Origin of the sequence: Bacteroides sp. MSSM.1001136sp1_RTP21357st2_D2_RTP21359_211015, assembly GCF_040913205.1 — a bacterium.
Lineage (GTDB): Bacteria > Bacteroidota > Bacteroidia > Bacteroidales > Bacteroidaceae > Bacteroides > Bacteroides ovatus.
On record NZ_JBDFVF010000018.1, the window covers coordinates 99,151 to 113,605 of the forward strand.

General features: G+C 41.4%; 14 protein-coding genes. 10 read left to right on the forward strand and 4 right to left on the reverse strand.

Annotated features, from left to right (window positions below; genetic code table 11):
* Positions 1-15: 15 nt before the first annotated feature.
* The 4 genes from AB5217_RS13020 to AB5217_RS13035 form a co-directional block, all read right to left on the reverse strand.
* Complete coding sequence (locus AB5217_RS13020; protein WP_032847476.1) at positions 16-2,580, reverse strand: glycoside hydrolase family 38 C-terminal domain-containing protein; 2,565 nt, start codon at positions 2,578-2,580, stop codon at positions 16-18.
* A gap of 12 nt (positions 2,581-2,592) precedes the next feature.
* Positions 2,593-2,823 (reverse strand): hypothetical protein, encoded by a 231-nt coding sequence (locus AB5217_RS13025; protein ID WP_004305330.1) that lies wholly within the window; start codon positions 2,821-2,823, stop codon positions 2,593-2,595.
* Positions 2,824-2,901: 78 nt separating this feature from the next.
* Positions 2,902-3,426 (reverse strand): RNA polymerase sigma-70 factor, encoded by a 525-nt coding sequence (locus AB5217_RS13030; RefSeq protein WP_004301470.1) that lies wholly within the window; start codon positions 3,424-3,426, stop codon positions 2,902-2,904.
* A 192-nt stretch (positions 3,427-3,618) separates the two neighbouring features.
* Complete coding sequence (locus AB5217_RS13035) at positions 3,619-5,223, reverse strand: DUF6377 domain-containing protein (protein ID WP_032854614.1); 1,605 nt, start codon at positions 5,221-5,223, stop codon at positions 3,619-3,621.
* 260 nt (positions 5,224-5,483) lie between these two features.
* On the opposite strand from AB5217_RS13035, the gene AB5217_RS13040 reads away from it, so the two are divergent.
* From AB5217_RS13040 to AB5217_RS13085, 10 genes are all read left to right on the forward strand, one after another.
* Positions 5,484-5,861, forward strand: coding sequence for a hypothetical protein (locus tag AB5217_RS13040; protein WP_032843056.1), 378 nt, complete (start codon positions 5,484-5,486; stop codon positions 5,859-5,861).
* Between the two features lie 118 nt (positions 5,862-5,979).
* A complete protein-coding gene (locus AB5217_RS13045) occupies positions 5,980-6,330 on the forward strand; it encodes an NADH-quinone oxidoreductase subunit A (RefSeq protein ID WP_004312114.1) in 351 nt (116 codons plus the stop codon).
* Positions 6,321-6,923, forward strand: a complete 603-nt coding sequence (locus AB5217_RS13050) for an NADH-quinone oxidoreductase subunit B (protein WP_004301465.1) — start codon at positions 6,321-6,323, stop codon at positions 6,921-6,923. The genes AB5217_RS13045 and AB5217_RS13050 overlap by 10 nt, the downstream gene beginning before the upstream one ends.
* A gap of 27 nt (positions 6,924-6,950) precedes the next feature.
* Positions 6,951-8,543 (forward strand): NADH-quinone oxidoreductase subunit D, encoded by a 1,593-nt coding sequence (locus AB5217_RS13055; RefSeq protein WP_004312112.1) that lies wholly within the window; start codon positions 6,951-6,953, stop codon positions 8,541-8,543.
* Between the two features lie 20 nt (positions 8,544-8,563).
* A complete protein-coding gene (gene nuoH, locus AB5217_RS13060) occupies positions 8,564-9,640 on the forward strand; it encodes an NADH-quinone oxidoreductase subunit NuoH (protein ID WP_004315645.1) in 1,077 nt (358 codons plus the stop codon).
* Between the two features lie 12 nt (positions 9,641-9,652).
* Complete coding sequence (locus tag AB5217_RS13065) at positions 9,653-10,141, forward strand: 4Fe-4S binding protein (RefSeq protein ID WP_004305338.1); 489 nt, start codon at positions 9,653-9,655, stop codon at positions 10,139-10,141.
* Between the two features lie 2 nt (positions 10,142-10,143).
* Positions 10,144-10,656: an NADH-quinone oxidoreductase subunit J gene (locus AB5217_RS13070; RefSeq protein WP_004301461.1), complete on the forward strand. Its 513-nt coding sequence runs from the start codon at positions 10,144-10,146 to the stop codon at positions 10,654-10,656.
* Between the two features lie 32 nt (positions 10,657-10,688).
* Positions 10,689-10,997: an NADH-quinone oxidoreductase subunit NuoK gene (nuoK, locus tag AB5217_RS13075; protein WP_004301460.1), complete on the forward strand. Its 309-nt coding sequence runs from the start codon at positions 10,689-10,691 to the stop codon at positions 10,995-10,997.
* A gap of 55 nt (positions 10,998-11,052) precedes the next feature.
* Positions 11,053-12,942 (forward strand): NADH-quinone oxidoreductase subunit L, encoded by a 1,890-nt coding sequence (gene nuoL, locus AB5217_RS13080; protein WP_004305340.1) that lies wholly within the window; start codon positions 11,053-11,055, stop codon positions 12,940-12,942.
* A 13-nt stretch (positions 12,943-12,955) separates the two neighbouring features.
* Complete coding sequence (locus AB5217_RS13085) at positions 12,956-14,440, forward strand: NuoM family protein (protein WP_004305342.1); 1,485 nt, start codon at positions 12,956-12,958, stop codon at positions 14,438-14,440.
* Positions 14,441-14,455: the final 15 nt, after the last annotated feature.

A 14,455-nucleotide genomic window follows, 5' to 3' on the forward strand; every position in this document is an offset into this window, starting at 1 on the left:
AATAATCTAATTATTTTAAGTCAAACTAAGAACGAAAGTCTTAATACCAAAACGAGGCATTGAAATCGTCATTTCCGATTTACCTGCACGTGTTTTTATCTTCTTTCTTTCGATACATTGTCCATTCAAATCAACTTCCTCCACTCCGGATAATGGCATGTCAATGGTAACCTTTTGTAATCTTTCGTCTCCTTCAGAATTGAACAGGCGCAATAGTACCTTTCCATCTTTCATTTGAAGAGCACTCACTTGATAACCAGTATTCTGTAAATCAATAAATGATTTCGATTCCGGTTTTGCCACTGGATAGCAAGAATACAGCAATGGTTCATTCCAACAATCGCTATCATCTGCGATTGATGCTTTGTCCCATTTGCCACGATGAGGTATAATTGCATACTTCATCCTCAAAGGGTGTGTTATTTTATAATCAGGTCCCCAAAGTCCTCCACCCGAATATTGAGCAGTCAGTCCTAGCGGATAGTCCTCTCCATAAGAATAAGAAGTAGTATGGTCTGATAATAAAGCCAAAGCATAGTCGCCTTCCTGTTCAGCCAAGTCAACCCAATGAAGTATAATATTATGTTTGATTTGATCCCAAGAACCAAAGAAAGTATCAGTCAGTTTGCTTTCGCATACATCAAACGGTGCATTTTTATAGACACGGGGAGCATGTAAATCAGTCGGGAATAATACACTTAGTTTAAACCGATCGTCACAATAAGCTCGACGATTATCACGCCAACGTTCCTCTTTATATTCACCAATACCTACATTCTTTTTCCAGTCAACCGTCAAATCAAAATCGATCCGTCTCGTTCCTTTAGTGAGAGTGATTACCTGTGTAAACGGATGGGAAGCAATCTCACCCTCTATCTTAATTTTTTGCTCATATACATTATCCCTTACTACTGTCAGCTTGGCCGGAGTCTCTATAGAAGAACGAAATTTGCCTTCTTCATAAAAAAAGCCTCGTAACTCCCCTAAAGCATATTTCTCCGTTTTACCTGCAAAATCCTTATTCCCTTCTTTTTTAGCTATCAGGCTTTTTATGGTTCCTCCCTTTGATAAGTCAAAAACAATTTTATACATATCATTTTCAACCACGTATTCCTGTTTATTCACCTTATTACCTTCCAAAACGAATCTACTCTCCGAAGCCTCTTTCTTACCGGCTTCTTTCTTTTTTATACAATACGTGGAATAACCAAAGGGAGGAATCTCTGCCTCAAAAAATAATCTTATCTCTTTACCTTCATTTTCTACCAAATAACCTATATCTTTACCTTTCCAGTCATAGACACTTAAATCCGCATTTTCAGATTCCGTAGGCAGAAGAACACTTACGACTTCCTTTCTTCTCATTCCTAATGTATTAAAAACACGTATATATTGCTGTTGAGCATTATTTTGCGGAATAAACTTTTCATTAAAGCTCTGCATAGATGCCTCAATAATTCCATCTGCAAGATGATTGGTACTGTCTGTCCATCGCTTAATCTGATCAGCCCATGTTCCTTTCCTATTCAGTCCATTATAAGGCACAATCCACGAATCATGATGTTGTGCCAACATCAGTGTACGCCAAGCCTCATCCATATCTGCCTGTCGACAAATATATTTATTTTCCAGATAAGCCATTACAGACATTTTCTCTGCCATGACAATTCTATTTTCTGAAACGCGTACTTCTTGCGCTATTTTTTGCAAAACCTGACTTCCCCACATAAGATTCACATGTATATCTTCCTGTGAAAAAGACCAATTATCATCCGTTTTTCCGATGGAGACATTTTTAATGTAATCTCTCCATGTCATATATATAGAATTATTTTTTGTGTTCTTTCCACTTCCCAGCCATGGGCCGTTCTTCCATCCCGCATCCTGAAAACACATACCAACGGGGTGTTTGATACCTGCGTTACGGCAATCTTTTAAATAAGCATCCGAATTTCCCCACGCAGTTGTCTGCCAGGTTGATCCCGGCTCCAGTTTTTCACAAGCATACCTGGGAACAGTCAATATTGCAGTCCCGTCCGGTCCTACCCAATTAACCAATTCTCCGCCATAAGCAGCAGTATACCCTCCCCAACAGGTATTGGGACATTTTAATACAGCATATTTAAAGCCGAATTGTTTAAGGATTTGTGGCAAGCAACTTGTGAAGCAAGGTTCTTCTACCGAATAGGTTACAAAATCCATCCCCGGAAAATGTTTGTTTATTTTAGCAATACCATATTGAAACTGTCTTATTATACTCTCTCCCGAGATATTATAGCAATAAGGCTGTGCATAAGTAGGATTCGTAAACTCTACCTGATTACTAGTAGCCATCTCTTTAAAACGCAAATAAGCCTCCGGAGTCTGTACTCTGACTGTATCCCATGTTTCAGGCTCTATCTCCATACAAATCCGCCAGTCCGGATGCATAGCCAGCTGATCCACAATAAATTGAGTTTTCCACTTTACCGGATAATGTCCATATATCCCGCCATGATACCCATCAACAAAATAAGCTTGTTGAGAATAAACATTTGCATAAAAGAAAACAGTCAGTAATATGATATAAATTTTACTCATAGTATCCTAAAGCTATTTATCTTTGTGTTGCTCCATTCTACGCATAAATTCATATAATTTATGTTGGACAACTTCTTTATTATTTTCATATTCCGGAGATATCCAATCAACGAGTGCCAGCAAATTCTGATTTTCTATAAATTCTTCCTTCAGCCTTTCGTTGTTTTCCACTTCTATGAGAAACTCTGTTTTTTCATCAGAAGTAAATTCATCCGCAAAATATTTATTCAGACAATTCTCCATATACACAGTCCTTTTTTTATCAAAGAACGATTATCTCAATAAATACCCCTAAAAAATACCGATAAATTCATTAAAAAGTTATGCAGCCAATGTCACATTGAGTTTTGCTCTCAACTTTTTTAGTGCTATTCCCATCTGACATTCCACTGTATTTACCGAAATGCCCAAACGTTCGGATATTTCCCTATACTTCAATCCTTCCATGCGGCTTAACAAAAATATGTCACGACATCTTTTAGGCAAACTATTGATAGCATCCCGTATCAGTTTCTCCATCTGATTTCTTTCTGATATATCATATACATCAAAACGATCCAAAGATTGCAATTTCAGATTCAACTCAATCTCAAAAGAAGCCTTCACATTCTCGACATACTTTTGCTCGAATACTTTATGCTTTAAATAATCCAAACATTTGTTTCTTACAAGCCTGAAAAGATAAGCATTCATATTCTCAATATGATTCATTGACTCTCTCTTTTCCCATAAGTCTGTAAACACATCTTGTGTTATGTTCTCCGCATCCTCTTCCGACATCACAAATTCTTTTGCAAACCGAACTAGTTTGGGATAATAAATAAGATACAATTCTGAAAAACTCATAGTTGTGTGTTTCTTTAGATTAGTATTCAGTTATCAAAAATCTTGTGATGCAAATATAGAGATGAAAAAAGCCTACTTCTTAATGGAAGTAGGCGGGAAAGTAAACGTTTTACAGATCAATTATTATATATACATTTAATAATCAACAGTTTATAACAAGACCATTTTTTAGTTTTGGTAAACCGGATAGAATCATTTTTGAGACAAAGAACCAAGCATTTTTACCTCCTCCTCAAAGATATTACTATCAAGAGTGGACATTCTCTTCACTTTACTCTTATAATTATAGATTGTCTGCACAGAATAATGCAAAAATACAGCAATCTGTCCAACATCGGTAATTCCTAATCGTATCAATGCAAATATGCGTAATTCTGTATTCAGTTGGTCCTTTTCCAGTTTATAACGCTCTTCCGGTTTCAACAAAGAATTGAACTTTTCCACAAAGTTAGGATACAATTTAAGGAACGCTTTATCAAAGTTATGATATAGTTCTTCAAGTTCCTTTTCAAAAGGTCGGGAGGATGACTTATATAAATCATCAATCTGTCCGGTCTTGATTTTCCTGTTCACATTCTTCCTGTACTCATCGAGTTTATTAATATAAACAGCACATTGATTCATAAAATACCCCACATATTTTTCCTTAATCAGATTAGCTTCGTCGAGATTCTTATTCAGTCCGACCAGTTCCTCATTCATAGCTTTAAGATGCCGTTTAGCCCGGGATACAATTTTTGTTTGTTTATATGTAAAATACAGGGTGATAGCAAGAGCTACCACAAACAAGCTAGTCAGAAATATATAGAAACGGAGGTTCTGCTTTTGTTTTTCCAACCGGATCAAGTATGTATTTTCAATAATCGGATGGATACGAGCAATTACCGTATTCTTAAAACGGGAATTATAAAAGATGGCATCATCCAACGCTACTTTTATATAATTATAAGCCCTGTCTATATCTCCTTTATGATACAAATTAACTGCCAATGTCAATAATGCCTCATTCTCTTTGACAGCTAGTTTTGTATCTGTCATAGCAGCCAGCATTAGAAACTTTTCTTCCAGTGCATAATTCCCAATCAACCGATAAGCCCTGGCAAGTCCCATAGCCATCATAGCATAGCCATGGGATGCCGGCTCTTGTTTATCATATATCTCTGTCAAAATCAGAAGAGCCTCTTTGGTACTTCCCTTATCTTGAAGCTTCACAGCTTTTTCTTTTCTATATTCATCCGATTGGTCAAATAAGATGCTCATCACGGTATCCCGATAAGCCTCTTTTTCCGATATATACTCGTTTGAAAAACGTACATCGTCCGTGTATTTAATGAGATTTTCATAATAACGTATACGATTCCAGCAATACAAAGCTTTCAAATGATCGGGTAAATCCGCACATTTTATCGACTTAAAAATATCATTTGCTTGAATAAACAAACCGGATAAAGAATAGACAAAAGCCAACCGGAGCTGCTCTTCCAAAAGATATTCTTTATTACCGATTGTTTTTGCTATATCAATATTCTCATGAATGTATTGTTCTGCCGAGTCACAGACAAAGGTTTCATATTGATGGATAATCTCTTTATTTAAATTGTATATATCCTCCAACGAATTAAGGCCAACCTTCTTTTTCTTTAATTCTTTTATGGTAGCTTCTTTTTTCTGGGTATATATCAAACGTTCAGAAATCACTTTGTCTAACACCTTCAACAAAGAATCATTCTCACTATCTGCATAGAGGTAAAACAAGGAGTTTAGAAGGAAAAATATAAACCAAAGTGTGCGTTTCATAATCATGTATTCTTTCTTAATCTGCAAAAAAATGTATTTTCTTTGTGTTATTCGCCAAAAAGAGCGTAAATCATTCTTTTTATTGCATCTTTTAACAAATGAAGATGGAGAAATTACCCCATTCTAAATGATATTTGTGAAACCATGCTGACTAAAAAATGAATCTAAAAGATATGGAGTTAAAAAAAGCTTTTTTGCCATACGGACTTTGCAAAAAGTATAAATATTAGTTCTATATTTGCAGCCGTTAAAGGAGAAAGATGAAACAAAGCTTAAAATTCGGACTACTTTTAGTGTTGGCTTTGCTCATCCATTGTGCAACTAATGGAGCAATGGAAGATATGTGCAAAGTTTCCTCCCCGACTTATCGGCAGGAGAAATGCTATGTATCACAAGATCGTCCGATTCAGGATGCTTTAGAACGTCTTTATAATCTTTATACGACTCAAACCTGTGACATGAGTCATACAGACGTCGCACATGTTCCGACAGATAAAAGCATGTTTTTGTTAATCGCTTATTTCTGTGACCATTACAAACATCAAAGTCCGCTTTACCCTGTCTCATCCCATTCTCCTACATATTATTACGATCCTATCTCCTATTATATATATGGGTTGAGAAAGATTGTCATTTAGCCTACAGTACAGTAGACTCTTTTGCTCGTCATTTATTACAGTTGGTTTTATTCTCCATAGGGCGAATAGACTAATTGCTTATTTCTATATAATATTCAATCTAAACAGCTATTGAATTATGAATTTTACATTTTTAGTTGTTGTTTTACTGACAGCGCTTGCTTTTGTCGGTGTAGTAATAGCCCTCTCGCGTGCTATCTCTCCCCGTTCATACAACCTGCAAAAGTTTGAGGCTTATGAATGTGGTATACCGACACGTGGTAAATCATGGATGCAGTTCCGTGTAGGCTACTACTTGTTTGCCATCCTATTCCTTATGTTCGATGTCGAAACAGCTTTTCTGTTTCCGTGGGCGGTAGTTATGCGTGACATGGGACCACAGGGACTTATTAGTGTTCTCTTTTTCTTTATCATTTTAGTTCTGGGTCTTGCTTATGCCTGGAGGAAAGGAGCTTTGGAATGGAAATAACCAAAAAGCCAAAAATAAAATCTATTCCGTATGATGAGTTTATCGACAATGAATCATTGGAAAAGTTGGTCAAAGAACTTAATGCAGGAGGAGCCAATGTTGCCCTCGGAGTACTTGACGACTTTATCAACTGGGGGCGCAGCAATTCACTGTGGCCGCTTACCTTTGCAACCAGTTGTTGTGGTATCGAATTTATGGCACTGGGTGCCGCGCGTTATGACATGGCCCGCTTTGGGTTTGAAGTAGCACGTGCCAGCCCGCGTCAGGCTGATATGATTATGGTATGCGGAACAATCACCAATAAAATGGCTCCGGTACTGAAACGACTTTACGACCAGATGCCCGATCCGAAGTATGTGGTTGCCGTAGGCGGATGCGCTGTCAGCGGAGGTCCTTTCAAGAAGTCCTATCACGTAGTGAACGGAGTGGACAAGATTCTTCCGGTAGATGTATATATTCCCGGATGCCCGCCACGTCCTGAAGCATTCTATTATGGCATGATGCAATTGCAACGCAAAGTGAAAATAGAAAAGTTCTTTGGTGGAGTAAACAGAAAAGAGAAGAAACCGGATTATTTAAAAAATGAAGAATGATTCTACATTCTGTAATTTAAAGGATTTATGCAAGAAATACAATTTATAGCTCCTGCAGCGTTACACGACGAGATGCTGCGCTTGCGAAATGAAAAACAGATGGACTTTCTCGAAAGCCTCACCGGTATGGACTGGGGAGTAGCCGATGAGAAAGACGCTCCGGAAAAACTCCGCGGCTTAGGCGTAGTCTACCATCTGGAATCTACCATTACAGGCGAACGGATAGCACTAAAAACAGCGACAACCAACCGCGAGCTACCGGAAATTCCGTCTGTCAGCGACATCTGGAAGATAGCCGACTTCTACGAACGTGAAGTTTTTGATTTTTATGGCATCACCTTTGTCGGTCATCCTGATATGCGCCGGCTCTACCTGCGCAACGATTGGATCGGTTATCCGATGCGTAAAGATAACGACCCGGAAAAGGATAACCCACTGTGCATGACTAATGAAGAGACGTTTGATACGACTCAAGAAATAGAACTGAACCCGGACGGAACCATCAAGAACAAAGAGACGAAATTGTTCGGCGAAGAAGAATATGTAGTCAACATCGGTCCGCAGCACCCTGCTACTCATGGTGTAATGCGCTTCCGTGTTTCTCTGGAAGGTGAAATTATTCGTAAGATTGATGCGAACTGCGGGTATATCCACCGAGGCATCGAGAAAATGAATGAAAGCCTCACTTACCCTCAAACATTGGCTTTGACAGACCGTCTGGACTATTTGGGCGCGCATCAGAACCGCCATGCATTGTGTATGTGCATTGAAAAAGCCATGGGCATTGAGGTCAGTGAACGCGTACAGTACATCCGTACCATAATGGACGAGTTGCAACGTATCGATTCTCACTTGCTGTTCTACTCTTGTCTTGCTATGGACTTAGGAGCGTTGACAGCATTCTTTTATGGATTCCGTGACCGCGAGAAAATTCTCGATATCTTTGAAGAAACTTGCGGCGGGCGTCTGATTATGAACTACAATACGATTGGCGGTGTACAGGCTGATCTTCATCCTAACTTCGTCAAACGAGTAAAAGAGTTCATTCCATATATGAGAGGAATTATCCACGAATATCACGATATATTCACGGGTAACATCATCGCACAGAGCCGTATGAAAGGCGTCGGTGTGTTAAGCCGTGAAGATGCCATCTCTTTCGGTTGTACCGGAGGTACAGGCCGTGCATCAGGATGGGCGTGTGACGTACGTAAACGAATGCCATACGGTGTATATGACAAAGTCGATTTCAAAGAAATCGTTTATACGGAAGGCGACTGCTTTGCCCGTTACCTGGTGCGTATGGATGAAATCATGGAAAGTCTGAACATCATCGAACAATTAATAGACAATATTCCCGAGGGACCTTATCAGGAGAAGATGAAACCTATCATCCGTGTTCCGGAAGGCAGTTACTATGCAGCAGTAGAAGGAAGTCGTGGTGAATTTGGTGTCTTCCTGGAAAGTCAGGGTGACAAAACGCCTTACCGTCTGCACTACCGTGCTACGGGATTGCCGCTTGTTGCTGCAATTGACACCATTTGCCGGGGAACAAAGATTGCCGACTTAATTGCTATTGGCGGAACAATAGATTATGTCGTTCCGGATATTGACAGATAATACTTAATTATTAAAAATATATGTTCGACTTTAGTATAGTAACAAACTGGATACATGAGCTACTGCTCTCCATTATGCCGGAGGGATTAGCCATCTTTATAGAATGTGTAGCTGTCGGCGTGTGCCTCGTAGCACTGTATGCCATCCTGGCTATCATATTGATCTACATGGAGCGTAAGGTCTGCGGTTTCTTCCAGTGTCGTCTTGGACCGAACCGTGTTGGTAAATGGGGTTCTATCCAAGTGGTCTGCGACGTGCTCAAAATGCTGACCAAAGAAATCTTCATGCCGAAGGGTGCCGACCATTTCCTTTATAACCTGGCTCCATTCATGGTGATTATCGCTTCATTCCTGACTTTCGCTTGTATTCCTTTTAATAAAGGTGCGGCGATTCTGGACTTCAATGTGGGCGTGTTCTTCCTGTTGGCAGCTTCCAGCATTGGAGTTGTCGGTATCTTGCTGGCCGGTTGGGGTAGTAACAACAAATTCTCTTTGATTGGTGCCATGAGAAGCGGTGCACAGATTATCAGTTATGAACTTTCTGTTGGTATGAGTATCATGACAATGGTAGTGCTGACGGGAACCATGCAATTTTCTGAAATCGTAGAAGGACAAGCTGATGGTTGGTTCATCTTCAAGGGACATATTCCTGCGGTCATTGCTTTCATCATCTATCTGATTGCCGGAAATGCAGAATGTAACCGTGGCCCGTTCGACCTTCCCGAAGCGGAAAGTGAGCTGACAGCCGGATATCATACTGAATACTCCGGTATGGGTTTCGGTTTCTTCTATCTGGCAGAATACTTGAATCTGTTTATCGTAGCCAGTGTTGCCGCCACTATCTTCCTGGGAGGATGGATGCCGCTGCACATTGTTGGTTTGGATGGATTTAACACTGTAATGGATTATATTCCGGGCTTTATCTGGTTCTTCGCCAAAGCATTCTTTGTGGTATTCCTTCTGATGTGGATCAAATGGACTTTCCCACGCTTGCGTATCGACCAGATCTTGAATCTGGAATGGAAATATCTGGTTCCGATTTCTATGGTAAATCTATTATTAATGGCATGCTGCGTAGCTTTCGGCTTCCACTTTTGATAAATGAAAATTATGGAATATAAAGATAAAAAATATACGTACTTAGGTGGTCTGGTGCACGGCATCAGCACACTGGCAACGGGTATGAAAACCAGCATCAAGGTATACTTCCGTAAGAAAGTGACCGAGCAATATCCCGAAAACCGGAAAGAGCTGAAAATGTTCGACCGTTTCCGTGGTACGCTGAATATGCCCCACAATGAGAATAATGAACATCGCTGTGTAGCTTGCGGACTGTGTCAAATGGCTTGTCCGAACGATACCATCAAAGTGACCAGCGAAACCGTCGAAACAGAAGATGGAAAGAAAAAGAAAATCCTGGCAACCTATGAATATGATTTGGGCGCCTGTATGTTCTGCCAGCTCTGTGTCAATGCTTGTCCGCACGATGCCATCACGTTCGACCAGAACTTCGAACATGCAGTCTTCGACCGGACGAAACTTGTCCTGAAATTAAATCATGACGGTAGTAAAGTAATAGAAAAGAAAAAAGAAGTTTAGATATGGGATCAACACTTGAAACAGTAGTATTCTACTTTTTGGCAGCATTTATTATTGCAATGTCCATCATGACGGTGACTACCCAACGTATCGTACGCTCGGCTACCTACCTGCTCTTCGTGCTCTTCGGCACGGCCGGCATCTATTTTTTGCTGGGTTACACCTTCCTGGGCTCTGTTCAGATAATGGTTTATGCCGGTGGTATCGTCGTTCTTTATGTATTCTCCATCCTGTTGACCAGCGGAGAAGGTGATCGCGCCGAGAAAGCAAAACGAAGTAAGCTCCTGGCCGGGCTCATTACCATGATTGCCGGTTTAGCAATTATCCTGACTATCACGTTGAAACATAATTTCATGCAGACGGCTAATCTTGCCCCGCACGAGATCAACATTCATGCTATCGGGAACGCTTTGCTTAGTAGCGACAAATACGGTTATATATTACCTTTCGAAGCTGTCAGCATCCTGTTGCTGGCTTGTATCATCGGTGGTATCATAATTGCACGTAAGAGATAAACAAGTATTAACTATCAAAATAGAGTTCGAATATGATACACATGGAATATTATCTGGTAGTTTCTACCATCATGATGTTTGCAGGAATCTATGGATTCTTTACCCGCCGGAACACACTGGCTATCCTGATTTCTGTAGAGTTAATGCTGAATGCCACGGACATCAACTTTGCCGTGTTCAACCGTTTTCTCTTTCCGGAGGGAATGGAAGGCTATTTCTTTGCACTCTTTTCCATCGCCATCTCGGCTGCGGAAACTGCAGTAGCCATCGCCATCATGATTAACATTTATCGTAATCTCCGAAGCATCCAAGTGCGCAACTTGGACGAGCTGAAGTGGTGATTTGTTTCTCACCAAGAACAAATAATAATAAATCAAGTAATAAAAATAAAACTGTATGGAACTAACAATTCTAATACTCCTTCTTCCTTTCTTCTCCTTTCTCATACTGGGAATCGGAGGTAAATGGATGTCCCACCGGACAGCGGGCACAATTGGCACGCTGATACTGGGAGCAGTAGCGGTACTATCCTACGTTACAGCTATCCAATATTTCTCGGCTCCACGACTGGAAGACGGAACATTCGCCACACTGATACCTTACAACTTCACGTGGCTTCCTTTTACAGAGACCTTACACTTTGATTTGGGCATCCTGCTCGATCCTATATCAGTAATGATGTTGATTGTTATCTCTACCGTGTCACTGATGGTACATATCTACTCTTTCGGTTACATGAAAGGAGAAGTCGGTTTTCAACGCTATTACGCTTTCCTATCCCTGTTTACCATGTCTATGCTGGGATTGGTCGTTGCAACCAACATCTTCCAGATGTACCTTTTCTGGGAACTGGTGGGGGTAAGTTCTTACCTGCTAATCGGTTTTTATTATACAAAACCGGCTGCCATCGCTGCTTCCAAGAAAGCGTTTATTGTTACTCGCTTTGCTGATTTGGGTTTCCTGATCGGTATCCTGATTTACGGATATTATGGTGGTACATTCGGATTTACCCCGGACACGGTATCCTTGATAAGCGGTGGAGCTTCTATGCTCCCGTTGGCTCTCGGATTGATGTTTGTCGGTGGTGCCGGTAAAAGTGCCATGTTCCCGTTGCATATCTGGTTGCCGGATGCAATGGAAGGTCCTACTCCGGTCAGTGCATTGATTCATGCGGCTACAATGGTCGTTGCCGGTGTATATTTGGTGGCACGTATGTTCCCGCTTTTCATTGCCTATGCACCGAATACGTTGCACATGGTTGCTTGGGTAGGTGCATTCACCGCATTCTATGCAGCAAGTGTGGCTTGCGTACAATCAGATATTAAACGCGTACTGGCTTTCTCTACCATTTCACAGATTGGTTTCATGATGGTAGCTCTGGGTGTTTGTACTTCCATGGATCCTCACGAAGGAGGTTTGGGCTACATGGCTTCCATGTTCCACCTCTTCACACATGCTATGTTTAAGGCATTGCTCTTCCTCGGTGCAGGTAGTATCATTCATGCTGTACATTCTAACGAAATGTCCGCGATGGGAGGTTTACGCAAATATATGCCGATCACTCACTGGACATTCCTGATTGCTTGTCTTGCTATTGCCGGTATTCCTCCGTTCTCGGGCTTCTTCTCGAAAGATGAAATTCTGGCTGCTTGCTTCCAATACAGCCCTGTAATGGGATGGGTAATGACAGTAATTGCTGCGATGACTGCTTTCTATATGTTCCGTCTGTACTACGGTATTTTCTGGGGCAAGGAAAACAAAGAACTCCACGCACACCACACACCACATGAAAGTCCGCTGGCTATGACTTTCCCGCTGATGTTCCTGGCAGTAGTAACTTGTGGAGCCGGATTTATTCCTTTCGGACACTTCATCAGTTCGAATGGTGAATCTTATTCTATCCATCTCGATCCGTCGGTGGCTATTACGAGCGTTGTCATTGCGATTATTTCGATTGCAATCGCTACATGGATGTACAAGAATGCCAAACAACCAGTTGCCGATTCATTGGAAAAACAGTTCAAAGGTCTGCACAAGGCTGCTTATAACCGCTTCTATATTGACGATATATACCAGTTTATCACGCATAAGATTATCTTCCGCTGCATCTCTACTCCTATCGCATGGTTCGACCGTCATGTAGTGGATGGATTCTTTGATTTCCTGGCATGGGCAACCAACACAACAAGCGACGAGATCCGTGGTTTGCAGAGCGGTCAGGTACAACAATATGCATACGTATTCCTTTGCGGTGCACTGGCACTTATCCTACTATTAATCTTATAAAGCACAGAACGATATGAATTTCTTATCAATATTCGTACTTATCCCCTTATTGATGCTGGCCGGACTCTGGGCAGCACGAGGAATCAAAGCCATCCGAGGGGTTATGGTTACTGGCGCATCGGCACTTCTGATTGCCTCCGTCGTACTTACATTCCTGTATCTGGGAGAGCGTAGTGCCGGAAACACGGCAGAAATGCTTTTCCGTGCAGATACGCTTTGGTATGCCCCGCTTCACATATCCTATTCAGTAGGTGTTGACGGAATTTCGGTAGCCATGTTGTTATTGTCCGCTGTCATTGTGTTCACCGGTACATTCGCTTCCTGGCGTCTGCAACCGCTGACAAAAGAATATTTCCTCTGGTTCACCCTATTGTCTATGGGAGTATTCGGATTCTTTATATCCGTCGATTTATTCACCATGTTCATGTTCTACGAAATCGCATTGATACCGATGTACCTGTTGATTGGTGTATGGGGATCAGGACGTAAAGAATATGCAGCCATGAAGCTGACCCTCATGTTGATGGGTGGTTCTGCCTTCCTGCTGATCGGTATTCTCGGAATCTATTTTGGTTCGGGAGCAACGACCATGAATCTTCTTGAAATCGCACAGTTGCACAACATACCTTTTGCACAGCAATGCATCTGGTTCCCGCTGACTTTCCTTGGTTTCGGTGTATTAGGTGCCCTTTTCCCGTTCCATACATGGAGCCCTGACGGTCACGCTTCCGCCCCGACTGCCGTATCTATGCTTCATGCCGGAGTATTGATGAAACTGGGAGGTTACGGATGTTTTCGTATCGCCATGTATCTGATGCCGGAAGCTGCTAACGAACTTTCATGGATATTCCTGATATTGACAGGTATCTCTGTAGTTTACGGTGCATTCTCCGCTTGCGTACAGACCGACTTGAAATATATTAATGCTTATTCATCCGTATCTCACTGCGGACTGGTTCTTTTCGCTATTCTGATGCTGAATCAGACAGCAGCAACAGGAGCTATCCTTCAGATGCTTTCACACGGATTGATGACAGCCTTATTCTTTGCTCTTATCGGTATGATTTATGGACGTACACACACACGTGACGTTCGCGAGCTTGCCGGCTTAATGAAAGTGATGCCGTTCCTTAGTGTATGTTATGTAATTGCCGGTCTTGCCAACCTCGGTCTGCCGGGATTAAGTGGTTTTATTGCTGAAATGACTATTTTCGTCGGCTCTTTCCAGAACAACGACCAGTTCCACCGTGTACTGACTATCATCGCTTGTTCTTCGATTGTGATTACTGCAGTCTACATTCTGCGTCTGGTAGGTAAAATTCTATACGGAACCTGCACCAACAAACATCATCTCGAACTGACTGATGCGACTTGGGACGAACGTGTAGCCGTTATCTGCCTCATCGTTTGTGTAGCCGGACTAGGTATGGCTCCTTTCTGGGTTAGCCACATGATTGGTGAAAGTGTACTCCCCGTAGTCTCACAACTGATTCCATAACCTTTAATTTTTAAT

What these genes read in the sequence shown, in the direction of transcription:
- AB5217_RS13020 (WP_032847476.1), bottom strand. Translation starts at nt 2,580, where the DNA reads ATGAGTAAAATTTATATCATATTACTGACTGTTTTCTTTTATGCAAAT.
- AB5217_RS13025 (WP_004305330.1), bottom strand. Translation starts at nt 2,823, where the DNA reads ATGGAGAATTGTCTGAATAAATATTTTGCGGATGAATTTACTTCTGAT.
- AB5217_RS13030 (WP_004301470.1), bottom strand. Translation starts at nt 3,426, where the DNA reads ATGAGTTTTTCAGAATTGTATCTTATTTATTATCCCAAACTAGTTCGG.
- AB5217_RS13035 (WP_032854614.1), bottom strand. Translation starts at nt 5,223, where the DNA reads ATGAAACGCACACTTTGGTTTATATTTTTCCTTCTAAACTCCTTGTTT.
- AB5217_RS13040 (WP_032843056.1), top strand. Translation starts at nt 5,484, where the DNA reads ATGAAACAAAGCTTAAAATTCGGACTACTTTTAGTGTTGGCTTTGCTC.
- AB5217_RS13045 (WP_004312114.1), top strand. Translation starts at nt 5,980, where the DNA reads ATGAATTTTACATTTTTAGTTGTTGTTTTACTGACAGCGCTTGCTTTT.
- AB5217_RS13050 (WP_004301465.1), top strand. Translation starts at nt 6,321, where the DNA reads ATGGAAATAACCAAAAAGCCAAAAATAAAATCTATTCCGTATGATGAG.
- AB5217_RS13055 (WP_004312112.1), top strand. Translation starts at nt 6,951, where the DNA reads ATGCAAGAAATACAATTTATAGCTCCTGCAGCGTTACACGACGAGATG.
- nuoH (WP_004315645.1), top strand. Translation starts at nt 8,564, where the DNA reads ATGTTCGACTTTAGTATAGTAACAAACTGGATACATGAGCTACTGCTC.
- AB5217_RS13065 (WP_004305338.1), top strand. Translation starts at nt 9,653, where the DNA reads ATGGAATATAAAGATAAAAAATATACGTACTTAGGTGGTCTGGTGCAC.
- AB5217_RS13070 (WP_004301461.1), top strand. Translation starts at nt 10,144, where the DNA reads ATGGGATCAACACTTGAAACAGTAGTATTCTACTTTTTGGCAGCATTT.
- nuoK (WP_004301460.1), top strand. Translation starts at nt 10,689, where the DNA reads ATGATACACATGGAATATTATCTGGTAGTTTCTACCATCATGATGTTT.
- nuoL (WP_004305340.1), top strand. Translation starts at nt 11,053, where the DNA reads ATGGAACTAACAATTCTAATACTCCTTCTTCCTTTCTTCTCCTTTCTC.
- AB5217_RS13085 (WP_004305342.1), top strand. Translation starts at nt 12,956, where the DNA reads ATGAATTTCTTATCAATATTCGTACTTATCCCCTTATTGATGCTGGCC.